The 23,680-nt window shown below is 60.8% G+C and carries 27 protein-coding genes and 1 tRNA gene; 7 read left to right on the forward strand and 21 right to left on the reverse strand.

What is annotated here, in order from left to right:
* Positions 1-9: 9 nt before the first annotated feature.
* From rlmN to trmJ, 12 genes are all read right to left on the reverse strand, one after another.
* A complete protein-coding gene (gene rlmN / locus AC5PZ0_RS17025) occupies positions 10-1,155 on the reverse strand; it encodes a dual-specificity RNA methyltransferase RlmN (RefSeq protein ID WP_027595547.1) in 1,146 nt (381 codons plus the stop codon).
* A 28-nt stretch (positions 1,156-1,183) separates the two neighbouring features.
* Positions 1,184-1,609 carry a nucleoside-diphosphate kinase gene (gene ndk, locus AC5PZ0_RS17030; RefSeq protein WP_012316140.1) on the reverse strand — a complete coding sequence of 142 codons (426 nt, stop codon included), beginning with the start codon at positions 1,607-1,609 and terminating at the stop codon, positions 1,184-1,186.
* A 90-nt stretch (positions 1,610-1,699) separates the two neighbouring features.
* A complete protein-coding gene (gene iscX, locus AC5PZ0_RS17035) occupies positions 1,700-1,900 on the reverse strand; it encodes a Fe-S cluster assembly protein IscX (protein WP_024762959.1) in 201 nt (66 codons plus the stop codon).
* Between the two features lie 10 nt (positions 1,901-1,910).
* Positions 1,911-2,252: an ISC system 2Fe-2S type ferredoxin gene (gene fdx, locus AC5PZ0_RS17040; RefSeq protein WP_264310212.1), complete on the reverse strand. Its 342-nt coding sequence runs from the start codon at positions 2,250-2,252 to the stop codon at positions 1,911-1,913.
* Positions 2,253-2,255: 3 nt separating this feature from the next.
* Positions 2,256-4,118: a Fe-S protein assembly chaperone HscA gene (hscA, locus tag AC5PZ0_RS17045; protein ID WP_186675547.1), complete on the reverse strand. Its 1,863-nt coding sequence runs from the start codon at positions 4,116-4,118 to the stop codon at positions 2,256-2,258.
* Positions 4,119-4,160: 42 nt separating this feature from the next.
* Complete coding sequence (gene hscB / locus AC5PZ0_RS17050) at positions 4,161-4,682, reverse strand: co-chaperone HscB (RefSeq protein ID WP_027595544.1); 522 nt, start codon at positions 4,680-4,682, stop codon at positions 4,161-4,163.
* Positions 4,683-4,690: 8 nt separating this feature from the next.
* The gene (iscA, locus tag AC5PZ0_RS17055; RefSeq protein ID WP_027595543.1) at positions 4,691-5,014 is read right to left on the reverse strand and encodes an iron-sulfur cluster assembly protein IscA; all 324 of its coding nucleotides are present in this window, start codon (positions 5,012-5,014) and stop codon (positions 4,691-4,693) included.
* Between the two features lie 28 nt (positions 5,015-5,042).
* On the reverse strand, positions 5,043-5,429 hold the full coding sequence (iscU, locus tag AC5PZ0_RS17060) for a Fe-S cluster assembly scaffold IscU (protein ID WP_003248539.1): 387 nt from the start codon (positions 5,427-5,429) through the stop codon (positions 5,043-5,045).
* Between the two features lie 46 nt (positions 5,430-5,475).
* Complete coding sequence (locus AC5PZ0_RS17065; RefSeq protein ID WP_493855372.1) at positions 5,476-6,690, reverse strand: IscS subfamily cysteine desulfurase; 1,215 nt, start codon at positions 6,688-6,690, stop codon at positions 5,476-5,478.
* Between the two features lie 47 nt (positions 6,691-6,737).
* Complete coding sequence (gene iscR / locus AC5PZ0_RS17070) at positions 6,738-7,229, reverse strand: Fe-S cluster assembly transcriptional regulator IscR (RefSeq protein WP_027595541.1); 492 nt, start codon at positions 7,227-7,229, stop codon at positions 6,738-6,740.
* A 179-nt stretch (positions 7,230-7,408) separates the two neighbouring features.
* Positions 7,409-8,194 carry a serine O-acetyltransferase gene (gene cysE / locus AC5PZ0_RS17075; RefSeq protein WP_027595540.1) on the reverse strand — a complete coding sequence of 262 codons (786 nt, stop codon included), beginning with the start codon at positions 8,192-8,194 and terminating at the stop codon, positions 7,409-7,411.
* Between the two features lie 3 nt (positions 8,195-8,197).
* Positions 8,198-8,953, reverse strand: a complete 756-nt coding sequence (gene trmJ / locus AC5PZ0_RS17080; RefSeq protein ID WP_027595539.1) for a tRNA (cytosine(32)/uridine(32)-2'-O)-methyltransferase TrmJ — start codon at positions 8,951-8,953, stop codon at positions 8,198-8,200.
* 151 nt (positions 8,954-9,104) lie between these two features.
* Here trmJ and suhB point away from each other — a divergent pair, with 151 nt between their 5' ends.
* Entirely contained in the window at positions 9,105-9,923 is an 819-nt protein-coding gene (gene suhB, locus AC5PZ0_RS17085) for a type III secretion system regulator SuhB (protein WP_027595538.1), read from the forward strand.
* Positions 9,924-10,046: 123 nt separating this feature from the next.
* On the opposite strand, the gene AC5PZ0_RS17090 is transcribed toward suhB, so the two are convergent.
* Positions 10,047-10,640 carry an acyl-homoserine-lactone synthase gene (locus AC5PZ0_RS17090; RefSeq protein ID WP_027595537.1) on the reverse strand — a complete coding sequence of 198 codons (594 nt, stop codon included), beginning with the start codon at positions 10,638-10,640 and terminating at the stop codon, positions 10,047-10,049.
* Between the two features lie 138 nt (positions 10,641-10,778).
* Between AC5PZ0_RS17090 and AC5PZ0_RS17095 the strand changes: the two genes are divergently transcribed.
* Positions 10,779-11,009 carry a hypothetical protein gene (locus AC5PZ0_RS17095; protein ID WP_027595536.1) on the forward strand — a complete coding sequence of 77 codons (231 nt, stop codon included), beginning with the start codon at positions 10,779-10,781 and terminating at the stop codon, positions 11,007-11,009.
* Positions 11,010-11,012: 3 nt separating this feature from the next.
* On the opposite strand, the gene AC5PZ0_RS17100 is transcribed toward AC5PZ0_RS17095, so the two are convergent.
* The gene (locus tag AC5PZ0_RS17100; RefSeq protein ID WP_265969318.1) at positions 11,013-11,729 is read right to left on the reverse strand and encodes a LuxR family transcriptional regulator; all 717 of its coding nucleotides are present in this window, start codon (positions 11,727-11,729) and stop codon (positions 11,013-11,015) included.
* Between the two features lie 351 nt (positions 11,730-12,080).
* Here AC5PZ0_RS17100 and AC5PZ0_RS17105 point away from each other — a divergent pair, with 351 nt between their 5' ends.
* Positions 12,081-13,505 carry a class I adenylate-forming enzyme family protein gene (locus AC5PZ0_RS17105; protein ID WP_493855373.1) on the forward strand — a complete coding sequence of 475 codons (1,425 nt, stop codon included), beginning with the start codon at positions 12,081-12,083 and terminating at the stop codon, positions 13,503-13,505.
* Between the two features lie 143 nt (positions 13,506-13,648).
* On the opposite strand, the gene AC5PZ0_RS17110 is transcribed toward AC5PZ0_RS17105, so the two are convergent.
* The 6 genes from AC5PZ0_RS17110 to queA all read right to left on the reverse strand — a co-directional run bounded on the left by AC5PZ0_RS17110 (position 13,649) and on the right by queA (position 19,721).
* The gene (locus AC5PZ0_RS17110; protein ID WP_027595533.1) at positions 13,649-14,197 is read right to left on the reverse strand and encodes a glycine zipper 2TM domain-containing protein; all 549 of its coding nucleotides are present in this window, start codon (positions 14,195-14,197) and stop codon (positions 13,649-13,651) included.
* 120 nt (positions 14,198-14,317) lie between these two features.
* A complete protein-coding gene (gene secF, locus AC5PZ0_RS17115; protein WP_027595532.1) occupies positions 14,318-15,226 on the reverse strand; it encodes a protein translocase subunit SecF in 909 nt (302 codons plus the stop codon).
* 10 nt (positions 15,227-15,236) lie between these two features.
* Positions 15,237-17,099, reverse strand: coding sequence for a protein translocase subunit SecD (gene secD / locus AC5PZ0_RS17120; RefSeq protein ID WP_027595531.1), 1,863 nt, complete (start codon positions 17,097-17,099; stop codon positions 15,237-15,239).
* A gap of 64 nt (positions 17,100-17,163) precedes the next feature.
* The gene (yajC, locus tag AC5PZ0_RS17125) at positions 17,164-17,499 is read right to left on the reverse strand and encodes a preprotein translocase subunit YajC (RefSeq protein WP_027595530.1); all 336 of its coding nucleotides are present in this window, start codon (positions 17,497-17,499) and stop codon (positions 17,164-17,166) included.
* Between the two features lie 42 nt (positions 17,500-17,541).
* The gene (gene tgt / locus AC5PZ0_RS17130; RefSeq protein WP_077068621.1) at positions 17,542-18,657 is read right to left on the reverse strand and encodes a tRNA guanosine(34) transglycosylase Tgt; all 1,116 of its coding nucleotides are present in this window, start codon (positions 18,655-18,657) and stop codon (positions 17,542-17,544) included.
* Positions 18,658-18,671: 14 nt separating this feature from the next.
* Positions 18,672-19,721 carry a tRNA preQ1(34) S-adenosylmethionine ribosyltransferase-isomerase QueA gene (queA, locus tag AC5PZ0_RS17135; RefSeq protein WP_027595528.1) on the reverse strand — a complete coding sequence of 350 codons (1,050 nt, stop codon included), beginning with the start codon at positions 19,719-19,721 and terminating at the stop codon, positions 18,672-18,674.
* Between the two features lie 106 nt (positions 19,722-19,827).
* On the opposite strand from queA, the gene AC5PZ0_RS17140 reads away from it, so the two are divergent.
* Positions 19,828-19,912: transfer RNA gene (locus tag AC5PZ0_RS17140), tRNA-Leu, on the forward strand.
* Positions 19,913-20,431: 519 nt separating this feature from the next.
* Complete coding sequence (locus AC5PZ0_RS17145) at positions 20,432-20,650, forward strand: hypothetical protein (RefSeq protein ID WP_085272636.1); 219 nt, start codon at positions 20,432-20,434, stop codon at positions 20,648-20,650.
* Between the two features lie 142 nt (positions 20,651-20,792).
* On the opposite strand, the gene AC5PZ0_RS17150 is transcribed toward AC5PZ0_RS17145, so the two are convergent.
* On the reverse strand, positions 20,793-22,124 hold the full coding sequence (locus AC5PZ0_RS17150) for a Fic family protein (protein ID WP_493855374.1): 1,332 nt from the start codon (positions 22,122-22,124) through the stop codon (positions 20,793-20,795).
* 332 nt (positions 22,125-22,456) lie between these two features.
* Here AC5PZ0_RS17150 and AC5PZ0_RS17155 point away from each other — a divergent pair, with 332 nt between their 5' ends.
* Entirely contained in the window at positions 22,457-23,104 is a 648-nt protein-coding gene (locus AC5PZ0_RS17155) for a S1 family serine peptidase (RefSeq protein ID WP_027595527.1), read from the forward strand.
* 93 nt (positions 23,105-23,197) lie between these two features.
* Entirely contained in the window at positions 23,198-23,677 is a 480-nt protein-coding gene (locus AC5PZ0_RS17160) for a GNAT family N-acetyltransferase (RefSeq protein ID WP_085272634.1), read from the forward strand.
* Positions 23,678-23,680: the final 3 nt, after the last annotated feature.

A 23,680-nucleotide genomic window follows, 5' to 3' on the forward strand; every position in this document is an offset into this window, starting at 1 on the left:
AGTTCTCGGTCAGTGGCGCGCGGCGCTGTCTTGCAGCTCGGCGTCGGCAGAGAGCTGGCGCACGGCGATGTAGCGCTCACTGCGGCGGGTACGGTCGTTGACCTGGCCGACCAGCTGACCACAGGCGGCGTCGATGTCTTCGCCACGGGTGGTACGGGTGGTGACGTTGAAACCACCGTGGTGGAGCAGGTCCTGGAAGCGGCGGATGGCGTTGTTGCTCGGCCGCTCGTAACCGGAATGCGGGAACGGGTTGAACGGGATCAGGTTGATCTTGCACGGCACGTCGCGCAGCAGTTCGATCATCTGCGCAGCATGTTCAGGCTGGTCGTTCACGTCCTTGAGCAGGGTGTACTCGACCGTCAACACGCGCTTGCCACCCAGGGTGGCCATGTAGCCCATGCACGACTCCAGCAGCACCTTCAGCGGGTACTTCTTGTTGATCGGCACCAGCTGGTTACGCAGCTCGTCGTTCGGCGCGTGCAGCGACAGGGCCAGCGACACGTCGATGTGCTTGGCCAGTTCGTCGATCATCGGCACCACGCCCGAGGTGGACAAGGTGACGCGACGCTTGGAAATGCCATAGCCCAGGTCATCCATCATGATCTTCATGGCGGCGATGACATTGTCGAAGTTCAGCAAAGGCTCGCCCATGCCCATCATGACCACGTTGGTAATCGCGCGGTCGACTTTGGCCGGGACGGTCCCGAAAGATTTGTTGGCAAGCCACACCTGGCCAATCACTTCGGCGGCGGTGAGGTTGCTGTTGAAGCCTTGCTTGCCGGTGGAGCAGAAACTGCAGTCCAGGGCGCAGCCGGCTTGCGACGATACGCACAGCGTGCCGCGGTCGTCGGTAGGAATGTAGACGGTCTCGACGCAGCTGCCAGAGGCAACGCGGATCACCCATTTACGGGTGCCGTCGGCGGAAATGTCTTCACTGACCACTTCCGGTGGGCGAATTTCGGCAACAGCCTCGAGCTTTTCGCGCAAGGCCTTGCCGACGTTCGTCATGGCGGCGAAATCATCGACGCCAAAATGGTGAATCCATTTCATCACCTGGCCGGCACGGAAGCGCTTCTCCCCTATAGAGTCGAAGAATTGTTCCATTTCCGGCTGGGTCAGGCCCAACAGGTTGATTTTGCCAGTAGATGTCGTCATGGATTCACCCTCACCCGTAAGCTTTCGCTTAGCGAGTGGTTACCTCGGTAGCAGCGAAGAAGTAAGCGATTTCGCGAGCAGCAGCAGCTTCGGAGTCCGAACCGTGAACGGCGTTGGCGTCGATCGACTCGGCGAAGTCAGCACGGATGGTGCCGGCAGCAGCTTCTTTAGGGTTGGTAGCGCCCATCAGCTCACGGTTCAGAGCGATGGCGTTTTCGCCTTCCAGAACCTGAACAACAACCGGGCCGGAAGTCATGAAGGCAACCAGGTCGCCGAAGAAGCCGCGCTCGCTGTGCTCAGCGTAGAAGCCTTCGGCTTCGGCTTTGGACAGTTGCTTGATTTTCGAGGCAACGATTTTCAGGCCAGCTTCTTCGAAGCGAGTGGTGATCTTGCCGATGACGTTTTTGGCAACTGCGTCAGGCTTGATGATCGAGAAAGTACGTTGAACAGCCATGGAAAACTCCAGAAATATGAGTGTTGCGAAAAATTAAACCCGCGAATTATACGCGGGTTTCAGGGGATTGCCTAACCTGCAGCGACGCGCTTAGTCGGCTTCATCAATCCAGGCCGCCTGGATGGCCTCGAGCACTTTCTCACCGCCGCGTGACGGATCGTCGCTGAACTCTGGCAATGCCAGCACCCAGCGGTGCAGATCGACGAAATTCACATAACGAGGATCGACGTCCGGCTTGCTTTCTGCAAGCTGGATGGCGATCTCAAGTACATCAACCCATTTCAGACTCATGCAAAAATCCTCAGTGGGGCGCTTCGGCAGCGTGGTTAAGCGAATACTTGGGGATCTCGATGGTCAGGTCTTCATCACCGACGACCACCTGGCAGCCGAGGCGCGACTGGGCCTCCAGGCCCCAGGCCTTGTCCAGCATGTCCTCTTCGAGCTCGTCGGCTTCCTCGAGCGAGTCGAAACCTTTGCGAACAATGCAGTGGCAGGTAGTACAGGCCTTGACGCCACCGCAGGCGCTTTCCATCTCGATGTGATGATCGTGGGCCAGCTCCAGGATGTTGGTCCCGGTCGGTACCTCCACGGTCAGCCCTTCTGGGCAGAACTTCTCGTGCGGCAGGAATGTCACCAGCGGCATCGGTTACTCCTCGATCTCATTCAGGTTGCGCCCGGCCAGTGCGGCTTTGACCGTCGAATCAAGGCGACGGGCGGCAAATGCATCGGTCACCTGCGACAGACGCTTGGTCTGTTGCTCGATGGCGGGGCCATCGGTGCCGGTCAGCAAATCACGTAGTTCTTGCATCTGGAATTCGATGGCTTCGCGCTCTTCGCTGCTGAGCAAGCGTTCGCCGTCGGCGTCCAAGGCGCCCTGTACCGCTTCGAGCAGGCGCTCACCGTCAACCTGGTGTTCACGCAACTGACGGGCCTGCTTGTCGCTGCCTGCGTGCTCGAACGAATCCTTGAGCATGCGGGCGATCTCACCGTCGGTCAGGCCGTAGGACGGCTTGACCTGAATGCTGGCTTCGACGCCCGAGCCCAGTTCACGGGCAGCGACGCTGAGCAGGCCATCAGCATCGACCTGGAAGGTCACGCGGATTTTCGCCGCACCGGCGACCATGGCCGGGATGCCGCGCAGCTCGAAGCGCGCCAGCGAGCGGCAGTCGCTGATCAGCTCGCGCTCGCCTTGCAGGACGTGAATCATCATGGCCGACTGGCCATCTTTATAGGTGGTGAACTCTTGCGCACGCGCCACCGGAATGGTGGTGTTGCGCGGGATCACCTTCTCCATCAACCCGCCCATGGTCTCAAGGCCCAGGGACAGCGGGATGACGTCGAGCAGCAGCAACTCGCCACCTTCGCGGCGGTTGCCAGCCAGGGTGTCGGCCTGAATGGCAGCACCGATGGCCACCACCTGGTCAGGGTCGATCGAGGTCAACGGGGTACGGCCGAACAGTGTGCCAACAGCGTCACGCACGCGTGGAACGCGGGTCGAACCACCGACCATGACCACTGCACCCACTTCTTCCAGCTCGACACCGCTGTCGCGCACGGCGCGGCGGCAGGCTTTGAGGCTGCGAGCGATCAGCGGCTCGATCATGGCATCGAAGGCGGCCCGGCTGAGCTCACCCTGCCAGGCACCGTGGCTGACGCTGACCACGTCGGCGTCGGTCAGGGCTTCCTTGGCGGCGCAGGCGGCCTGCAGCAGCTGGCGCTGGGTACCCGGGTCGAGGTCGGAAGACAGCCCAGCCTGTTCAATGATCCAACCGGCAATCGCGTGGTCGAAATCATCGCCGCCCAGGGCGGTGTCGCCACCGGTGGCCAGCACTTCAAACACACCGGCCGTCAGGCGCAGGATGGAGATATCGAACGTACCGCCGCCCAGGTCATAGATAGCCACCACGCCTTCGGCGTTTTGGTCCAGGCCATAGGCCACGGCCGCTGCGGTTGGCTCGTTGAGCAGGCGCAACACATTGAGGCCGGCCAGGCGCGCGGCATCCTTGGTCGCTTGGCGCTGGGCGTCGTCGAAATAGGCTGGCACGGTAATCACCGCCCCCACCAAGTCGCCACCGAGGGTTTGCTCGGCGCGTTCGCGCAGCACCTTGAGGATGTCGGCCGACACTTCCACCGGGCTTTTCGGCCCTTGGACGGTATCGATGAACGGCATGTGCGACTCGCCGCCAATGAAGCGGTACGGCAGCTGCTCGCCCAACTGCTTGACGTCGGCCAGGCCGCGCCCCATCAGGCGCTTTACCGACAGCACGGTGTTCAAAGGGTCGCTGGAAGCGGCATCGCGCGCAGCCTGCCCGACTTCGCTGCGCCCTTCGAGGTAGCGCACCGCAGACGGCAAAATGACATTACCCTGCACATCAGGCAGGGGCTCGCTGCGACCGCTGCGAACGGCAGCGACCAGAGAATTGGTGGTACCCAGGTCGATACCCACCGCCAGGCGGCGCTGGTGCGGCTGAGGGCTTTGACCGGGTTCGGCGATCTGCAGTAGGGCCATGCTTATCTGAATACCTTAGGCGTCATCACGGGCAACGCCGGGTTAATCGTCGAGGCGCTCTTCCAGTTGGCGCACTTCTTGGGCGAGCTTGTCGAGGAACTGCATGCGGCGCATCAGGCGTTCGGCCTTCTCGCGCTCGGCAGGCACATCCCAGCAGGCGGCGAAATCCTCGTTCAGCGTGTCCTGCGCACCCTTGAGGCGCTTCTTGAACACGGCAACACCATCGAGGTCGGCTTCGTCCTGCAGCTCTTCGAGCTCTTCGCGCCACTGCATCTGCTGCAGCAGGAAGTCGGGGTCATGGACCGTGACTTCCTGGGGCACTTCGTGGCCACCGATTGCCAGCAAGTAGCGGGCTCGGCGCGGCGCACTGCGCAGCGTCTGGTAGGCGTCGTTGAGGGCCGCGGACTTCTCCAGGGCTACCCGCTGCTCGCGCTCGGAAGCGTCGGCAAAACGGTCAGGATGGACCTCGCGGGCCAGCTCGCGGTAGCGAGTGGCCAGCTTGTCGAGGTCCAGCCGGAAGCACGGCTGGAGATCAAACAGAGCGTAATGACAAGGAGTACCCACAGCCAGCCTCAGACGTTGAAGCTTTCGCCGCAGCCACACTCACCGCGCACGTTGGGGTTGTTGAACTTGAAGCCTTCGTTCAACCCTTCCTTGACGAAGTCGAGCTCGGTGCCATCGAGGTACACCAGGCTTTTCGGGTCGATGATGACCTTCACGCCGTGGTTCTCGAATACCTGGTCTTCGCCCGCCACTTCGTCGACGAACTCCAGCACATAGGCCAGGCCCGAACAGCCGGTGGTGCGTACGGCCAGGCGAATGCCTTCACCCTTGCCGCGCCCTTCCAGGGAACGCCGCACGTGGTTGGCGGCGGCTTCTGTCATGCTGATAGCCATCAGAACTCCTTACCTCGCAACAGGCGACTTAGATCAAGCCTTTCTTCTGCTTGTAATCGCGAACGGCTGCCTTGATGGCATCCTCGGCGAGTACCGAGCAGTGGATCTTGACCGGCGGCAACGCCAGTTCTTCAGCCAGCTGGGTGTTCTTGATGGTTTCAGCTTCGTCCAGGGTCTTGCCCTTCATCCACTCGGTGGCGAGGGAGCTGGAAGCGATAGCCGAACCGCAGCCGTAGGTCTTGAACTTGGCGTCTTCGATGACGCCCTGCTCGTTGACCTTGATCTGCAGGCGCATCACGTCACCGCAGGCCGGCGCGCCGACCATGCCGGTACCGACGTCCGGGTCTTCGGCATTCATCTTGCCGACGTTGCGCGGGTTTTCGTAGTGGTCGATGACCTTTTCACTGTATGCCATGGTGCAATTCCTTCCTCATCAGGGAGCCGCTCTTGCCGGCGACTGCTTAGTGGGCGGCCCACTCGATCTTGGAGATGTCAACGCCGTCTTTGTACATGTCCCACAGCGGCGACAGCTCACGCAGTTTGTTAACGGCCTCGCAGACTTTCTGCGCGGCGTAGTCGACTTCTTCTTCGGTGGTGAAGCGGCCGAAGGAGAAGCGGATCGAGCTGTGCGCCAGCTCGTCGTTACGGCCCAGAGCGCGCAGTACATACGACGGCTCGAGCGAAGCGGAGGTACAGGCCGAACCGGACGATACGGCGATGTCTTTCAGGGACATCAGCAGCGACTCGCCTTCGACGTAGTTGAAGCTCAGGTTCAGGTTGTGCGGTACGCGGGCAGTCTGGCTGCCGTTGACGTACAGCTCTTCAAGGTCCGAGACCTGCTTGAAGAAGCGGTCGCTCAGGGCCTTGATGCGAGCGTTCTCGCTGGCCATTTCCTGCTTGGCAATGGCGAAGGCTTCGCCCATGCCGACGATCTGGTGAGTCGGCAAGGTACCCGAACGCATGCCGCGCTCATGGCCACCACCGTGGATGATCGCTTCCAGACGCACACGCGGCTTGCGGCTGACGTACAGCGCGCCGATACCTTTAGGGCCGTAGACCTTGTGCGCCGAGAACGACATCAGGTCGACTTTCAGTTTTTGCAGGTCGATTTCGACCTTGCCGGCCGACTGGGCGGCATCGACGTGGAACAGCACGCCGCGGGCGCGGGTCAGCTCACCGATGGCGGCGATGTCGTTGATCGAGCCGACTTCGTTGTTGACGTGCATCAGCGAGACCAGAATGGTGTCGTCGCGCAGCACGGATTCGACCATGGCCGGGGTGACGATGCCGTCTTCGCCTGGCTCAAGGTAGGTGACTTCGAAACCTTCACGCTCGAGCTGGCGAGCGGTATCCAGGACCGCCTTGTGCTCGATCTTGGAGGTGATGATGTGCTTGCCCTTGGTCTGATAGAAGTGCGCGACACCTTTGAGTGCGAGGTTGTCGGACTCGGTGGCACCGCTGGTCCAGACGATTTCGCGCGGATCGGCGTTGATCAGCTCGGCGACCTGGCGACGACCGTTCTCGACCGCTTCTTCGGCTTTCCAGCCGAATACGTGGGAGCGCGAAGCCGGGTTACCGAAGTTCCCGTCAACCAGCAGGCAGTCAGCCATCTTCTGGGCGACACGGGGATCGACCGGGGTGGTCGCGGAGTAATCGAGGTAGATCGGCAACTTCATGGATATCTCCTATCAGGCGGTGGCGTCGCTCGTCGCTGTCATAACGGTCAGTCGACGGCGGACGTCTCAATCTTGTCCAACTGGGCGGATCGGCCTGCGACACGACGCAGGTCCTGGCGCTGGGCGACTTCCTGCACCTCACGGCGCTTGACGAGGTCGGCCAGGCTGATGCCGCTGAGGAATTCATGGATCTGCTGGCTGAGATCGCACCACAAGTGGTGGGTCAGGCAGGTGTCACCGGCATGGCAATCCCCAAGGCCTTGGCAACGGGTGGCATCGACCGATTCGTTGACCGCGTCGATGACCTGGGCCACCTGGATGGTTTCCATGCCCCGCGACAGCTGATAGCCACCGCCTGGACCGCGCACACTGGATACCAGGCTGCTGCGGCGCAGCTTGGCGAACAGCTGCTCCAGATAAGAGAGGGAAATGCCCTGGCGCTCGGAAATGTCGGCCAAAGACACCGGCCCATGCTGCGCGTGCAACGCCAGGTCAAGCATGGCTGTCACGGCGTATCGGCCTTTGGTAGTCAGTCGCATGGCTATTGGGTACCACGGGAGTTACAGGATGTGAGCGAGTATGCGATTCCCGAGCATTTAAGTCAACTATAAGACCTACTGCTTTAGTCGGGTTTTGCATCGGGAGGCGGCCGCGATTGTAGCAGACGAGGGGCGTGCGTACACGCCCCGTATGTCACTATGATTTCAGCGCGGCGCGATCAATGCGACTGAGTGTCGCGCTGGGCGACCTGGGCAACTTCGGTGAAGTCATCTTCCGGCAGCGCCGGCAACTCCTTGGCGCAGTAGTCGCTACCCATCTTGGTCAGCGCACCGCACATGCCCTCCAGGCGCTCATCGACCGCCTGCAGGTGGTCGAGCATCTGGCCGATGGCACGCGCGACCGGGTCAGGCATGTCGCCACTGACGCCGTAGGCATCGAAGCCGATCTTCTCGGCCATGGCTTTGCGCCGGGCTTCGACTTCGGTCTCTTCGCTCTTGACGATAATACGCCCTGGGATACCGACGGCAGTCGCCCCTGCCGGCACAGCCTTGGTCACCACCGCATTGGAGCCGATCTTGGCCCCGGCGCCGACAGTGAACGGCCCCAGTACCTTGGCCCCCGCCCCTACCACCACGCCGTTTTCCAGGGTTGGGTGGCGCTTGCCTTTGTTCCAGCTGGTGCCGCCCAGGGTGACGCCCTGGTAAAGGGTGACATCGTCGCCAATCTCAGCGGTCTCGCCGATGACAATCCCCATGCCGTGGTCAATGAAGAAGCGGCGGCCGATGGTGGCGCCGGGGTGGATCTCGATCCCGGTCATCCAGCGGCCGAAGTTCGACACCAGCCGGGCCAGCCATTTGAAATCACGTTTCCACAAGGCATTACCCAACCGGTGCAGCCAGATGGCGTGCATGCCCGGGTAGCAGGTCAGTACCTCGAAGGCATTGCGCGCGGCGGGGTCACGGTGGAATACGCTTTGAATATCTTCACGCAGACGTTCGAACATCTGTCAGCCCTTCCTTTTATGCGGTTCGCCCCGAGCCACTTTCTGGGTCTCGGTGAGGATGCCGCGCAAAATGCTCATTTCCGGACGCTCGACCGAGCTTCGCCCATACAACCGGCGCAGGCGCGCCATCAGGTGCTTGGGCTTCTCGGGGTCGAGGAAGCCGATGTCCACCAGGGTCTTTTCCAGGTGGTCATAGAACAGCTCCATTTCGTCCATGGTCGCCAGCTCGCTGGCGTCAACCTTCTCGACTTTGGCCGGTGCATCCTCGGCCGCCAGCCAAGCCATGCGCACCTCATAAGAGAGCACCTGGACAGCGGCGGCCAGATTCAGCGAGCTGAAGTCGGGGTTCGAGGGAATGTGCACGTGGAAGTGACATCGCTGCAGTTCTTCGTTGGTCAGGCCGGCGTGTTCACGCCCGAACACCAAGGCGATTTCCTCGCCGCCCAGCGCATGCTCCACGGCCTTGGCCCCGCATTCTCGAGGGCCGATCAACGGCCAAGGGATACTGCGCTCGCGGGCACTGGTGCCCATGACCAGGTTACAGCCGACCAACGCCTGCTCAAGGCTGTCGACGACCTGGGCATTGCTCAGCACATCGTCGGCACCGGAGGCACGCGCACTGGCTTCGGCCGCAGGGAACTCTTTCGGCTGCACCAGCACCAGGCGCGACAAGCCCATGTTTTTCATGGCACGTGCAGCGCCGCCGATGTTGCCGGGGTGGCTGGTATTGACCAGAACAACACGAATATTTTGCAGCACGGTGTTGTGCTCTCAGAGGCTGATATCAGGGCCTTCGATCTTACAGAACCGACGGACGTAACGCCATGAAAGCAAATGTGACACTTCTGCCGTCAAAGATTTCTGCTAGAATGATCGGCTTTCTTCTTTAACATCTCCAGGTGACCCGCCCATGCAGCCTATGCTGAATATCGCCCTGCGCGCCGCTCGCAGCGCCAGTGAACTGATTTTCCGCTCCATCGAACGCCTGGATAGCATCAAGGTCGATGAGAAAGAGGCCAAGGACTACGTTTCCGAAGTCGATCGCGCCGCCGAGCAGAAAATCGTCGACGCCCTGCGCAAAGCCTACCCGAACCACTCCATCCAGGGTGAAGAGACCGGCATGCACGCGGGCACCGGCGAAGAAGGCAAGGACTACCTGTGGATCATCGATCCGCTGGACGGCACCACCAACTTCCTGCGCGGCATCCCTCACTTCGCCGTCAGCATCGCCTGCAAATACCGTGGTCGCCTCGAGCACGCCGTGGTACTCGACCCGGTTCGCCAGGAAGAATTCACCGCCAGCCGTGGCCGCGGCGCCCAGCTCAATGGCCGTCGCCTGCGCGTCAGCTCGCGCACCAGCCTGGAAGGCGCCCTGCTGGGTACTGGCTTCCCGTTCCGTGACAACCAAATGGCCGACCTGGACAACTACCTGGGCATGTTCCGCGCCCTGACTGGCCAGACCGCCGGCATCCGCCGCGCAGGTTCCGCCAGCCTGGACCTCGCCTACGTCGCCGCCGGCCGCTTCGATGCCTTCTGGGAGTCGGGCCTGGCCGAGTGGGACATGGCTGCAGGCGTACTGCTGATTCAAGAAGCAGGCGGCCTGGTAAGCGACTTCAACGGTGGCCACGACTTCCTCGACAAAGGCCACATCGTCGCCGGCAACATCAAGTGCTTCAAAGCAGTATTGACGGCTATTCAGCCGCACCTGCCAGAGAGCATGAAGCGCTAAGCGCTGGCTGTATTAAAAAAGCACCCCTCGGGGTGCTTTTTTTATGGGCGCTATAAGTGTGCTGTGCATGGCAAGGGACATACAACTTGATGGCAAGTCAGCGTGAATACACCCGGCGTCTATTCAATGGCAGTTGCTATTGATTGCCGCTTCCAAGGCCGCCGTGGTTTTATCATTCAATTCAATGCGCAGTGCCACCGCGCGTTCAACGCCAATTTGCAATGCCGGACCGAAACGACTGATATCCAGGCCCAGGCGAATCAACATCTTCTCGACGCCCACCGTGGTCACCGTGACGAACTGTTTCACCTCACAACTGATGGCGTAGTTGACGATGGCGTGAATCGCTTGCGTGGTGCCTTGGGAGAAGCCGAACCGGTTGCCGTCCGGCAGCTCGATGGCGAAGCGGCTCAGCTCCCAGATCGCGTCGGAGCACGGCGCCGGGTGCCCATGCAGCAGCTCTGGGAAGGTGTGCGCCAGCATGTTAGGGCCGGTCGTCGGCAGTATGCGCCAGCAGCCACACACATAACCCGCCTCGTCCTCGCGGTTGATGATCATGTAATAGGGGTCGAGCGCATCATACCCGTCGATTTCCATGTCGTTGATCAGTGGGATGTCCCACATCTTTTTAACCTTGAAAATACGCGCCCGAAGTTTGTGCATCGCATTCAGCGCTTGTGGGTCGATGTTAGTGCGGCGATCAATGGAGATAAGCATAGGGGCAAATACCGGCAGGGGTTGGAGTTGCCGCCCACGGTATATTCACGCTGAATAAATAAAATCCTACCTAATTTGGGAGGTGGCCGAAGTTACTCGGGCTTGTTAATTTTTCGGCTTTTGCAGGATGGATTCCGGATGAAGCTACTCAATACCTCCGCCGTACGCGAGGTCGCCCATCAAGCCATCAGCCTGCGCCTGGGCCTCAAGCAGAGCCAGACCGAGTTCTGGTCGCGCTTTGGCATCAGCCAGGCCTGCGCCAGCCGCATCGAATGCACCAGCCAAGTGCCTGCGCCGGTATACATTCTGCTGCGCCTGTACCTCAGCGGCCGCCTCGAGGAGAGCGACCTGGCCCAACGCCCACAGTGATACTCAGGGCGTGATCGACTTCTGCTGGATGGCCTTGAGCACCGCCATCTGGCGTGAGCTGACCTGGAACTTGCGGCGGATGTTCTTGAAGTGGAAGTCGATGGCCGAGGTCGTACACGACAAGATCATCGAGATTTCCCAGGTAGTCTTGCCCGCCGCGCTCCACTGCAGCACCTCTTTCTCCCGGGTGGTCAGGTGCACAGGTTCGGAGCATTCAATGCGCGCCCTGAGCATCCCTTCCATCGCGTAATCGCGCAGCAGGGTTGCCATGGGCAAGGACTGGATCATTGCAGCAGTCGCCTGCTCGCCGCTCTCATCCGGCTTGAGGCACAGCATGCCCGCCTCGCCCCGCGGGCCATGCAGGGGCAGCGCCAGCCCTTGCTGCAACCCGTGCGCTGCGGCTTCTTCGAAGAACTCCGACTCTGAGGGCCCCCGATAGTTGTCGCGGTTCCACAGCAGTGGCCGGTTGGCGTTCAGGCAATGCTGAACGACCGGGTCGACTGCCGCGTAAGACTCGGCGTCGTAACGCGTACGCCAGGCATCGGGGTAATCACTGTAGATCAGCACCTGCTGACAAGCGTCCGTGGGGGCAGGTTTGAGGCCGATCAAAAAGTTCGAGTAACCCAGCTTGCGGGTCAGGATTTTCAGGTGAGCCAGCCAGTCCTCAAAGCGCTCCATTTCGCCGAGTTTCAGCAGCTCATCCATTACCAGTAGGGCCATTCCCTTCCTCGTAGGCACCGTTTGACGGTGGTCTCATGGCGAGACGACACGCGAGGGAATATCGACTCCCTCATTCAGGTGGGTCGATAAGATAGTTACGTGGCACTTTGAAATCAACGTGCGAATTGTGCCTGCCGACGAGTTACCCACCCGACGCAGGCGGTCGAAGACAGTAATAAAACTGCCAGGCGCACCACAACCTCCCTGTTCTGGGAGGTACCAGGCGCCGCGCGCAGCCTATTAACTAGCGTGGCACCAGCCTGCATACGGCAGGCTGCACCGCTTTGCACATGGACGGCAAGGGAAGACACCTGAAGCTGTAGTTCGGCTGCCCCTCAAGGAGACCCCTGCATGTTCCAGCAACAGTTCTTCAGCATGGTTGCACGCCATCGCGACCACCCGGCGATCGTCGACAGCCATGGCAAGACCCGCAGCTACGGCGAACTGCTGCATGATATCGATCAATTGCGCGCCAGGCTGCACGCCGCAGGCCTGCGCGAAGGCGACGTGGTTGCCACCCAACTGGGCAACAGTAGCGGCTATGTCGCTCTGTTGTTCGCCATGGCCAGCCTGGGGCTGATTCATTGCCCTGTAAGCGTGGCCAGCAGCATCCACCAGCGCGCCATGCGCCTGGGCCAGGTCGGTGCCGCCCTGCTGGTGACCGAAGCCGGCATCGTGCCGGCGGGCCTGGGCATCCCTGGCTTTACCCTGCACTCGCCGACACCCGTCAACCTCAAGACACCCGCCTGGCGTGACTGCGCCGGCTTGATGCGTATGCAGGAAACATCCGGCAGCACCGGGGCTCCCAAACTTGCACTGTGGCGCCAGGACAGGCTGTACCGGGAAATCATGCACTGGGTCGATAGCGCCGGCCTCGATGCCAGCGCCCGCTACTTGAGCATCCACACCCTCGATGGCGGGCATGCGGTGGACCTGCATGTGTTCCCGGCCTTGCTGACGGGCGCCACGCTGTACCTGGGCGATGCCACCCAGGTCGAGAACACCCTGCAAACCCTGCACGAACAACGCATCAGCGTGATGAGCGCGTTGCCGTCACAGTACCTGGCGCTGGCCCAGGCCGCGCAAAGCCGCGGCATTCGCCTGCCAGCACTGAGCAAACCGTTCTGTGGTGGGGCCTACCTGGATGACCATGTGGTGCTGGAGTGCGAACGCCACTTAGGTGTGCACCTGAAGCGGATCTATGGTTCGACGGAATTTGGCATGGTCCTGGCCAACTTCGCGCCTGGGCTGCAAGTGGGTTGCGGCATGCGCCCGGTGGGTGATGTCGAGGTCACATTGAAAGCGTTGGACCCTGCGCAACCGGAGGTCGGCGAAATCATCGCGCGCTCCGCACACCGCGGCTCGGGGTACTTCCCACCTCCCCCCATTCCCTGCGAGGACCAAGCCTACGCCACCGGCGATATCGCCCGGCGCCTGGCCGACGGCAGCCTGATGCCCATGGGGCGTGCGACCGATGCCCTGCTGACGAAACAAGGCACCCAGTTCGCACCGGCCCTCGAAGCGCAGATTGCACAGGCCATGAAATTCGAACGGGTGGTGATACTGGTCGACGAGCAGGATCGTCGACGCGCCCAGGTGGTGGTGCAAGCCAACATCGCTGACGCCCTGGAGCGGTTGAATGAGCTGAGCGGGGGGCTGGACCGACTGGGGATCAATGCCAACGTCACAGCACTCGAGCGAATACCCTTAACCCCCACCGGCAAGCCGGACCGCGTCAGGCTTCGCAAGCTGCTAGCCGCTCACCCAGTGATATAGCTGCGCCAACTGTAGGAGCAGCCTTGTGCTGCGAAGAGGCCGGTGAAAACACAGTAGATCTAGGGTGTTTTCACCGGCCTCTTCGCAGCACAAGGCTGCTCCTACAAGGGATTTTAGATACAACGGATTTCAGCAGATGGCGATCACTGCCCGGCCTGATTCTCGCTGAGGATCAGCTTGCCATTCTTGTCCACAGGAATGGTCGAGCCAGGCTCGTGGTCCATCTTCACCTGCCCCACCTGATCACCAATGGTGTACTTCACGTTATACCCAACGACCTTGTCGCTGATGTCGTGGACTGTGTTGCAGCGGGTTTGCGTCGTGGTGTAGGTATCACGCTCTTGCATGCCTTCCTGCACCTTGTTACCGGCATAACCACCACCGACCGCACCGGCCACGGTGGCGATCTTCTTGCCGGTACCGCCGCCGATCTGGTTACCCAGCAGGCCGCCGGCCAGCGCACCCACTACCGTACCCGCGATCTGGTGCTGGTCCTTGACCGGCGCCTGACGCGTCACGGTGACGTCCTTGCAGACTTCACGCGGCGTCTTCACCTGCTGCTTGATTGGCTGCACGTCGGTGACCTGGGCGTACTCAGGCCCTTTGTTCACCAAGCTGTAGGTCGCCACAGCACCTCCGGCAGTTACACCGACAGCACCCAGCACCGCACCCACCAGCATTGATTTATTCACGTGAACCTCCTGATCATACCCGCGGGACTTGGCCCGCCTTCTCCCTGCCTTGGAGCAAAAAAAAAGGCGCGAGTTCAATACTCGCGCCTCTTGATTCGCCAAACGGCGCAGGAAAAGCCCTTACGGACGCTCGTCCACACCCTCAGCCTTGGCTGGCGGAATCAGGTCTTCGCTGTTCAGGTTCAGCCAGATCAGTACCACGTTGGCGATGTAGATCGACGAGTAGGTACCGGCCATGACGCCGATGAACAGCGCCAGCGAGAAGCCGAACAGGTTGTCACCGCCGAAGAACAGCAGCGCAGCGATGGCCAGCAAGGTCGACACCGAGGTGGCGATGGTACGCAGCAGGGTCTGGGTGGTCGAGACGTTGATGTTCTCGATCAGCGACGCCTTGCGCATCACGCGGAAGTTCTCACGCACCCGGTCGAATACGACGATGGTGTCGTTGAGCGAGTAACCGATGATCGCCAGCACCGCCGCCAATACCGTCAGGTCGAAGGTTATCTGGAAGAACGACAGAATACCCAGCGTCACCACCACGTCGTGGATCAGCGAGATGATCGCGCCCACGGCGAACTTCCACTGGAAGCGGAAGGCCAGGTAGATAAGGATGCCGCCCAGGGCCAGGAGCATGCCCATGCCACCCTGGTCACGCAGCTCTTCACCCACCTGCGGGCCAACGAACTCGACGCGCTTGAGCGTAGCCGGGTTGTCGCCGCCGGCCTTCTGCAGCGCCTCGGCAACCTTGCTGCCCAGCTGCGGGTCATCGCCCGGCATACGCACCAGCAGGTCGGTGGTAGCGCCGAAGCTCTGCACCACAGCCTCGTGGAAACCGGACTCGACCAGCTCGGCACGTACCGCCTTGAGGTCGGCCGGGCGCTCGTAGGTCAGCTCGATCAGCGTACCGCCGGTGAAGTCCAAGCCGAAGTTCAGGCCCTTCTGCCACCAGCTGAACAACGCCAGGACGGTGAGGAGCACAGTGATGGCGAACGCGACATTGCGCACGCCCATGAAGTTGATGGTTTTCATCGCAGCTCCCTCAAACCCACAGCTTCTTGATGTCACGCCCGCCACAGGTCAGGTTGACCATAGCGCGGGTCACCATGACGGCGGTGAACATCGAGGTGAAAATCCCGAGGGACATGGTGACCGCAAAGCCCTTGACCGGGCCGGTACCCATGGCGAACAGGATGCCGCCGACCAGCAGGCTGGTCAGGTTGGCGTCGATGATCGCGGTATAGGCGCGGTTGAAACCTTCGTGAATGGCGCGCTGCACCGACATGCCGGCTTTGAGCTCCTCACGGATACGCGAGAAGATCAGCACGTTGGCGTCTACCGCCATACCCATGGTCAACACGATACCGGCAATACCCGGCAGGGTCAGGGTTGCACCCAGCAGCGACATCAGCGCCAGCAGCAGCACCATGTTGCCCGCCAGGGCGACGGTGGCGATCACGCCGAAGCCGCGGTAGATGGCGATGATGAACAGCGAGACGAACAGCATGCCCCACAACGACGCATCGATACCCTTGGTGATGTTGTCCGCACCCAGGCTTGGGCCAATGGTACGTTCTTCAGCGAAGTACATCGGCGCGGCCAGACCACCGGCACGCAGCAGCAGCGCCAGCTCGGACGACTCGCCCTGGCCGTTCAGGCCGGTGATACGGAACTGGCTGCCCAGTGGCGACTGGATGGTCGCCAGGCTGATGATCTTTTTCTCTTCCTGGAAGCTCTGTACCGGCACTTCCTTCTCGACGCCGTCGACCGTCTGCTTGACGTAGCGAGTGACAGGCTTCTGCTCGATGAAGATCACCGCCATGCTGCGGCCGACGTTGCTGCGCGTGGCGCGGCTCATCAGCTCGCCGCCGTGGCCATCCAGGCGGATGTTCACTTGCGGGCGGCCATGCTCGTCGAAGCTGGCCTGGGCGTCGGTGACCTGGTCACCGGTGATGATCAGGCCACGCTCGACCGGGGCGGAACGGCCGCCCTCACGGAACTCGAAGACCTCGGTGGTCGCCTTGGACGCACCCGGCTCGGCACCGAAGCGGAACTCCAGGTTGGCCGTCTTGCCGAGGATACGCTTGGCTTCGGCAGTGTCCTGCACGCCTGGCAGCTCGACCACGATACGGTTGGCGCCTTGGCGCTGAACCAGCGGCTCGGCCACGCCCAGCTCGTTGACACGGTTGCGGACGGTGGTCAGGTTCTGCTTGATCGAGTATTCGCGGATCTCGGCGACTTTCGCCTGAGTCAGCGCCAGACGCAGCACAGCGAGGTCATTACGCTCGGTGGCGGTCAGGTCGAAATCACTGAAATTCTTGCGGATCAGGGCACGTGCCTGCTCGCGGGTTGCATCGTCAGAGAAGCCCAGCATGATGCCGCCATCCTGCTGAGGCAGGCTGCGGTAGCGGATGCGCTCTTTGCGCAGGAGGGTTTTGACCTCGCCTTCATAGACCTTCATGCGGGCGCTCATGGCCTTGTCCATGTCCACTTCCAACAGGAAGTGCACACCACCGGACAGGTCCAGGCCCAGTTTCATCGGGCTTGCACCCAGGTTGCGCAGCCATTGCGGAGTGGTCTGTGCCAGGTTCAGGGCCACGACGTAATCATCGCCCAGTGCCTTGCGCACTACATCCTTGGCTGGAAGCTGGTCTTCCTGGTTGGTCAGGCGAATCAGCGCACTGCCCTTCTCACCCAGGCTGCCGCCCTTGACGGTAATACCGGCATCGGTCAGCGCCTTGGTGACGCGATCGAGGTCGGCCTGGCTTACCTGCAGCGCCGAACTGGCACCACTGACTTGCACCGCCGGGTCATCCGGGTAGAGGTTGGGAGCGGAATAAATAAAACCGATCGCCAGTACCAGCAAGATCAGTGCGTATTTCCACAGAGGGTATTTGTTCAGCATCACGCCGCCCGTTCAAGACGCGGGGCGCGTTGCGCGCCCCGACTGGAAAAATAAAACCGGTAACTCAGATAGCCTTGAGCGTACCTTTTGGCAGGGTCGCGGCGATGGCGCCCTTCTGGAACTTCAGCTCGACGGTGTCGGACACTTCCAGCACCACGAAGTCATCGGTAACTTTGACGATTTTGCCGGCGATGCCGCCGTTGGTGACAACTTCGTCACCTTTCTGCAAGTTGCCCAGCAGGTTCTTCTGCTCTTTGGCGCGCTTGGCCTGTGGACGCCAGATCATCAGGTAGAAGATGACCAGGAAGCCGACCAGGAAGATCCATTCAAAACCGGTACCGGCTGGGCCGGCGGCTGGTGCAGCTGCGTCCGCGTAAGCGGCGGGAATCAGAAAGCTCATGAGGCACTCCATTACTGAATTTTAATATTTTAGTGCTGACAGTCAGCCCAAAGGCGGCACAGGCAGCCCGCGTTTGGCGTAGAAGGCGTCGACAAAGGCGGCCAATTTACCCTGTTGAATAGCCTCGCGTAAACCGGCCATCAAGCGCTGGTAATGGCGCAAGTTGTGGATGGTATTCAGCATGCTGCTCAACATTTCGCCGCATTTGTCCAAGTGGTGGAGATACGCGCGGGAGAAGTTGGTGCAGGTGTAGCAATCACAGGTCGGATCCAGCGGCGATTCATCGTGGCGATGGAACGCGTTGCGGATCTTGATCACCCCTGTATCGACGAACAGATGGCCGTTGCGCGCGTTACGCGTCGGCATCACGCAGTCGAACATGTCGACGCCGCGGCGCACACCCTCAACGAGATCTTCCGGTTTGCCTACCCCCATAAGGTAACGAGGTTTGTCAGCGGGCATCTGATCTGGCAGGTAATCCAGCACCTTGATCATTTCGTGCTTGGGCTCACCCACTGACAGGCCGCCGATGGCCAGGCCGTCGAAACCGATGTTTTCCAGGCCTTCCAGCGAGCGCATGCGCAGGTCCTGGTACATGCCGCCCTGGACGATGCCGAACAGCGCCGCGGTGTTATCGGCGTGGGCGTTTTTCGAACGCTGGGCCCAACGCAGCGACAGCTCCATGGAGGTTCGCGCCACATCGTGCTCGGCCGGGTATGGCGTGCACTCGTCGAAGATCATCACCACGTCCGAGCCCAGGTCACGCTGAACCTGCATGGACTCTTCAGGGCCCATGAACACCTTGGAGCCATCGACAGGCGAGGCGAAGGTCACGCCTTCCTCTTTGATCTTGCGCATCGCGCCCAGGCTGAATACCTGGAAGCCACCGGAGTCAGTGAGGATCGGGCCTTTCCATTGCATGAAATCGTGCAGGCCGTTGTGCTTCTTGATCACCTCGGTACCCGGGCGCAGCCACAGGTGGAAGGTGTTGCCAAGGATCATCTCGGCGCCGATGGCCTCGATGTCACGCGGCAGCATGCCTTTGACCGTGCCATAGGTGCCGACCGGCATGAACGCCGGGGTTTCCACGGTGCCACGGGGGAAGGTGATGCGACCACGACGGGCCTTGCCGTCGGTGGCCAGCAGTTCGAAGGACATTCGACAGGTGCGACTCATGCTTGATCCTCGGGCCCGCGTGGCGCCGGATTGCGGGTGATGAACATGGCATCACCGTAACTGAAGAAGCGGTACCCTTCTTGAACCGCCGCCGCATAGGCGGCCATGGTTTCGGGGTAGCCGGCGAAGGCCGAGACCAGCATCAGCAGCGTGGACTCCGGCAGGTGGAAATTGGTGACCAAGGCGTCGACCACATGGAACGGGCGGCCTGGGTAGATGAAAATATCGGTATCGCCGCTGAAGGCCTTGAGCACGCCATCGCGCGCAGCGCTTTCCAGCGAACGCACGCTGGTGGTGCCCACGGCAACCACGCGCCCGCCACGGGCACGGCAGGCTTGCACAGCATCCACCACATCCTGGCTCACTTCGAGCCACTCTTTATGCATGTGGTGGTCTTCGATCTTGTCGACCCGCACCGGCTGGAAGGTGCCCGCGCCGACGTGCAGGGTCACGAAGGCCCGCTCCACGCCCTTGGCGGCGATCTTTTCCAGCAGCGCTTCGTCGAAATGCAGGCCGGCCGTGGGTGCGGCTACAGCACCGGCACGCTCGGCGTAGACGGTCTGGTAACGCTCACGGTCGGCGCCTTCGTCGGGGCGGTCGATGTAGGGTGGCAGCGGCATGTGCCCGACGCGTTCAAGCAGTGGCAGCACCTCTTCGGTGAAGCGCAGCTCGAACAGCGTGTCGTGGCGCGCGACCATTTCGGCCTCGCCACCGCCATCGATGAGAATCTGCGCACCGACCTTGGGTGCCTTGCTGGAGCGTACGTGCGCCAGCACCCGATGGCTGTCGAGCACACGTTCGACCAGAACTTCCAGCTTGCCGCCGGAGGCTTTCTGCCCGAACAACCGCGCCGGGATCACCCGGGTGTTGTTGAACACCATCAGGTCGCCGGGGCGCAGATAGTCGAGCAGGTCGGTGAATTGCTGATGTACCAAGGCGCCGCTCGGCCCATCGAGGACCAGCAGACGGCTGCCATGGCGCTCGGCCAAAGGGTGGCGGGCGATCAGGGAATCGGGGAGTTCGAAGGAAAAATCGGCGACGCGCATGATGATGTTCGGTTCGGCAGGGCCGGGAAGTTTAGCCCAATGTGTGAAAATTGACCATGAAACCCGATTGACCGACCAGAAGCACCTCTCTATACTGCGCGCCACTGCCCTGATGGCGGAATTGGTAGACGCGGCGGATTCAAAATCCGTTTTCGAAAGGAGTGGGAGTTCGAGTCTCCCTCGGGGCACCAAAATCCGGAAAAAACCGACCTTATGGTCGGTTTTTTTTCGCCTGGATTTTGGCTGGGGGCGGCATCAGGTACGCGCCATGGCATTGCACTGTGGCTAACAGGTGCATGCCTTCAGATCTGCAGCGCTCTCAAGAACGAGCGCCGCCCGCGCGGCGCTTCGCAGCACAAGGCTGCTCCTACAGTTGTTTCGGGCCAGTCACGTCAGTGAGGCCGGCGCGCGATTGCCTGGTTCGTGCAACTCAATGTTGAGGCAGGCGCCAAGAGGGTCGCGGGCCCATGCCCCAGGAATAATTGGCCCGCAACAACTGTAGGAGCAGCCTTGTGCTGCGAAGCGCCGCGCGGGCGGCGCTCGATCTCACGGCAAGCACTTCTCAGCCCCCTACTCCACCTCCTCCCCCCATCACGGTATCCGACAGCACCCGGAACGGCCTCCGCGGGCAGCCCAATGAAGGCATTGTGATATCATTCGCTAGCCCTTGGATGGGCGCCGTTCTCCAGATTTCAACAAGGAATTTGCAAGTGAAAGATTTCGTCATCAGCGTCAACAACCTGGTCCTCTACATCTCCCTCGCCGTGATCTGGCTTTTTGCGCTGGTCGCCATGTTCACCAGCGGCTTCCTCGCTGGCCTGGGCATTTTCGTCGTTGGCAGCCTGAGCTGGTGCATCGTATCCGGCTTCTGGTTCGTGCAGTCGGCTACCTATGAAGAACTGCGCAAGCTCAACGCCAGCAAGGATTGATTGCCGCGGATGGCGCTATGCCTCGGACTTGAAGTCAGAGGAAACACACTCCACAGAAAGTTACTGTTTGTGTAATTTTCTGTGGAGTCAGCTAACTGCGGCCGAAGGACAAAAAAGACAAGGTTTTTGGGGGAATGCCCACTCAACGTGGCCGCCCCGCCTCGATCCAAGCTTGCACCTGCCTCATGCCCAGCCGGTACCGGGCGCAGTTATGCAGCGCCAGACTATCCAGCTCTGCCTGCAACAGCGGTTCGAACTGCAACTTCTCGTGTTCCGACAACAACAGCCCGGCGACCACTGCGCCTACTGCCTGCCTGTCGCGCACCACAGCATTGATTGCCTCGTTCAGCACCTCTCGAAAGTGCAGACGCACGGGGTCGGGTACACCCATGGCTTCAAGCATGACGCCATACTTTTTGATGGACCTACGATAAACCCAGACGAACAGATCAACCGCCATAGCCATGTCGCGCTGTTCATAAACCCCCATCATGGCGAGTGCATAGTCCTGGGGTGTCACATCCAGGAACGATAATGGCGAGCAGTTGTAGAGCATCAACGGGATATTCGCCGCCAGTCGACTGGTGCGTTTGTTGCCATCCTCGAACGGCTGCAGATAAGCCAGGTTCACCCACAAGAAAAACGCCGCCTCAATAGGGCTCTTGATTTGCCTGGCCTTGTCGAGAATCTGCTCGAACATCTCCTCCAGCAAAGTGGGAACCTGGGTGGGGAAATAGGTGGTGCCGCTGATGTTCACCACGGTCTGGCGAATACTGCCCAACGCAGTGCTATCTGCTAGCAGATCCTGCATCAGTAAGGCATGCAAGTTGCGAATCACCGCTGAGTTGAGGCCATACTCCGGTACCGCATCGATCATGAACTCGATGGCTGCCTTATGATTGAGCAGCATCACCGCATCCAGATCGCCATCGGTTATACCGCTTTTGAACAACCGCTCAGTGTCGAGCAGCGTGTAGCGGTTGCCTTCAAGACGCGATGAAGACCAGGAGAGATCGATCAGCAGGGGCTCCAGCACTTTCCGGGCATAGGTGCCTGCAGGCTGCTGCCCCTTCATTCTGCCTTCAACCTCCAGAGTTTCCGCTAGATCAGGAGATAGCCACGTGGTTTGATTAGGCTGATAACTATCGACCAGATCTCGCTGATACGTGACGACGTCACGCATAGCCAGTGGAAGCAGCAAGGATTTGCGTAGGTTAATGCTTTCGGAAGACCACGGCAGATCTGAAGCGATAACTTGTGCGGGAATGCTTTGGAGACGGGTCGCAGATGCGTGTACGAGCCGATAGCGGGCGGTGCGTCCTTCTCTCTCACGCTGAATCTTCCCCGCCTCCATCAATACATCAAGGTGGCGTTTGACGGTTGACCAACTGAGCCCCAAAAGCTCGGCAATTTCACGAGAACTCAGGGCTTGCTCGCCTTCCAGCGCACTCAGAATTTTGTTTGGCAAAGTCATCGGAACTCCGAATACAGCTCAATAGAGCTCAATATAGCTCAATGCAGCTCGAATACAGCTCAATTGAGCTCATCGCAGCTCACCCCAGCTGAAAAGCGCACCAAAACCACAGCCTCCACCCACCCATCAAATTGACGCCGCACGCCTGACTGTCAGCCCTGCAGCCATGCCGGGAATCTATTGGCCATTACCCTCCCCCCTACTTAAGATGTCACTCGTCGGATATATGCACAAAGTATTGCCAGCATGATGGCTCTTAGCCATATTTGCGCCCCCATTTCTCCACGACTGTGTGACACATGAAAACAACCGTGCCCTGTCTGGCAGCAATGATGCTGCTGAGTGGGTGCAATGGAGTGCCAACGTCCTACGTCTCCGATCCTGTCTACAGCCAAGCTTTCGTGGTCACCTCAGGTGCGCCGCTGCCGCTGTTGCTGATGGCCAGCGCCATCCAGTGGAACGAAGACTACGCAGTGACCGCCAAACACACCCCCTTCCTGCGTAACGTGGTCCATGAGGGCCTCGGCGATGTGGTGTTCTTCAAGCACAAGGCCAGCGAGGTGCCGCATTGGCGGCAATACGTACCGGGTGAGTCGGTGACGGCGGTCGGCTTCAACAGCCTGATGATTCCCGTGCAGGGCAAGGGCCATGCGTTGCCGTCGCTGGTGCGCCTTGAAGGTACGCCGGGCAGTGTCTTCTACTCGCTGCACGACGGCCCGATGGTCAAGGGCATGTCTGGCGGGCCAGTGTTCGCTGATGATGGCCAGGTGGTGGGTATCAACATTGCGTTCATCCCCAAGAACGAGATCGATGCGCGCACTCGCCCGGACCTCGCCGATAAAGAGCGTGTCAGCGTGTTCATGTCGTACAGCGAGATCGACAAGGAATGGCGGCGCTTCCAGTACTTGCTGGCACGCAAGGCCAAGCCTCATGCACCTGCGGCGATCAAGGGGATTGTGGCGGTGGCGGCCAAGCCGTGAGCAGTCGACGGTGATCTCCCACTGAGGCAGTGCTAGCCTGTGAGCGGGGCTTGGCCGCAAACGGCCAGCCAACGCACTGCAAAAGGACCTGCCATGCACCTCAGCCACCGCCCTGTTCAACCCAGCGACATCCCCGCCATCTGCTGCTTCCCCCAGGGCCCGGACGAACTGTTCTACATGTTCCCCAAAGCCACCTACCCCCTAACCCCCGTGCAATTGACCGACGCCATCGCCCAGCGCAACGGCTCTACGGTGGTGCAAGGCGGCGGCATGGTGCTGGGCTTTGCCAACTTCTACAAAGCCGAGCACGGCGGCGTGTGCGCCCTGGGCAACGTGGTGGTGGCGCCAGCTGCCCGCGGCCATGGGGTGGCGAGCTACCTGGTAACCGCCATGATCGAGCTGGCCCGCGAACAGTTTGCGGCGCGAGAGATTTGGGTGTCGTGCTTCAATCACAACACGGCGGGGTTGCTGCTTTATCCACAGCTCGGTTTTGTGCCGTTCGGCATCGAAGAACGCCAGGCGCCGGATGGGAAGCGAGTGGCGTTGGTGCAGATGAGGCAGGTACTAGCCTAGCCT

This window comes from Pseudomonas sp. 5.2 (assembly GCF_059025405.1).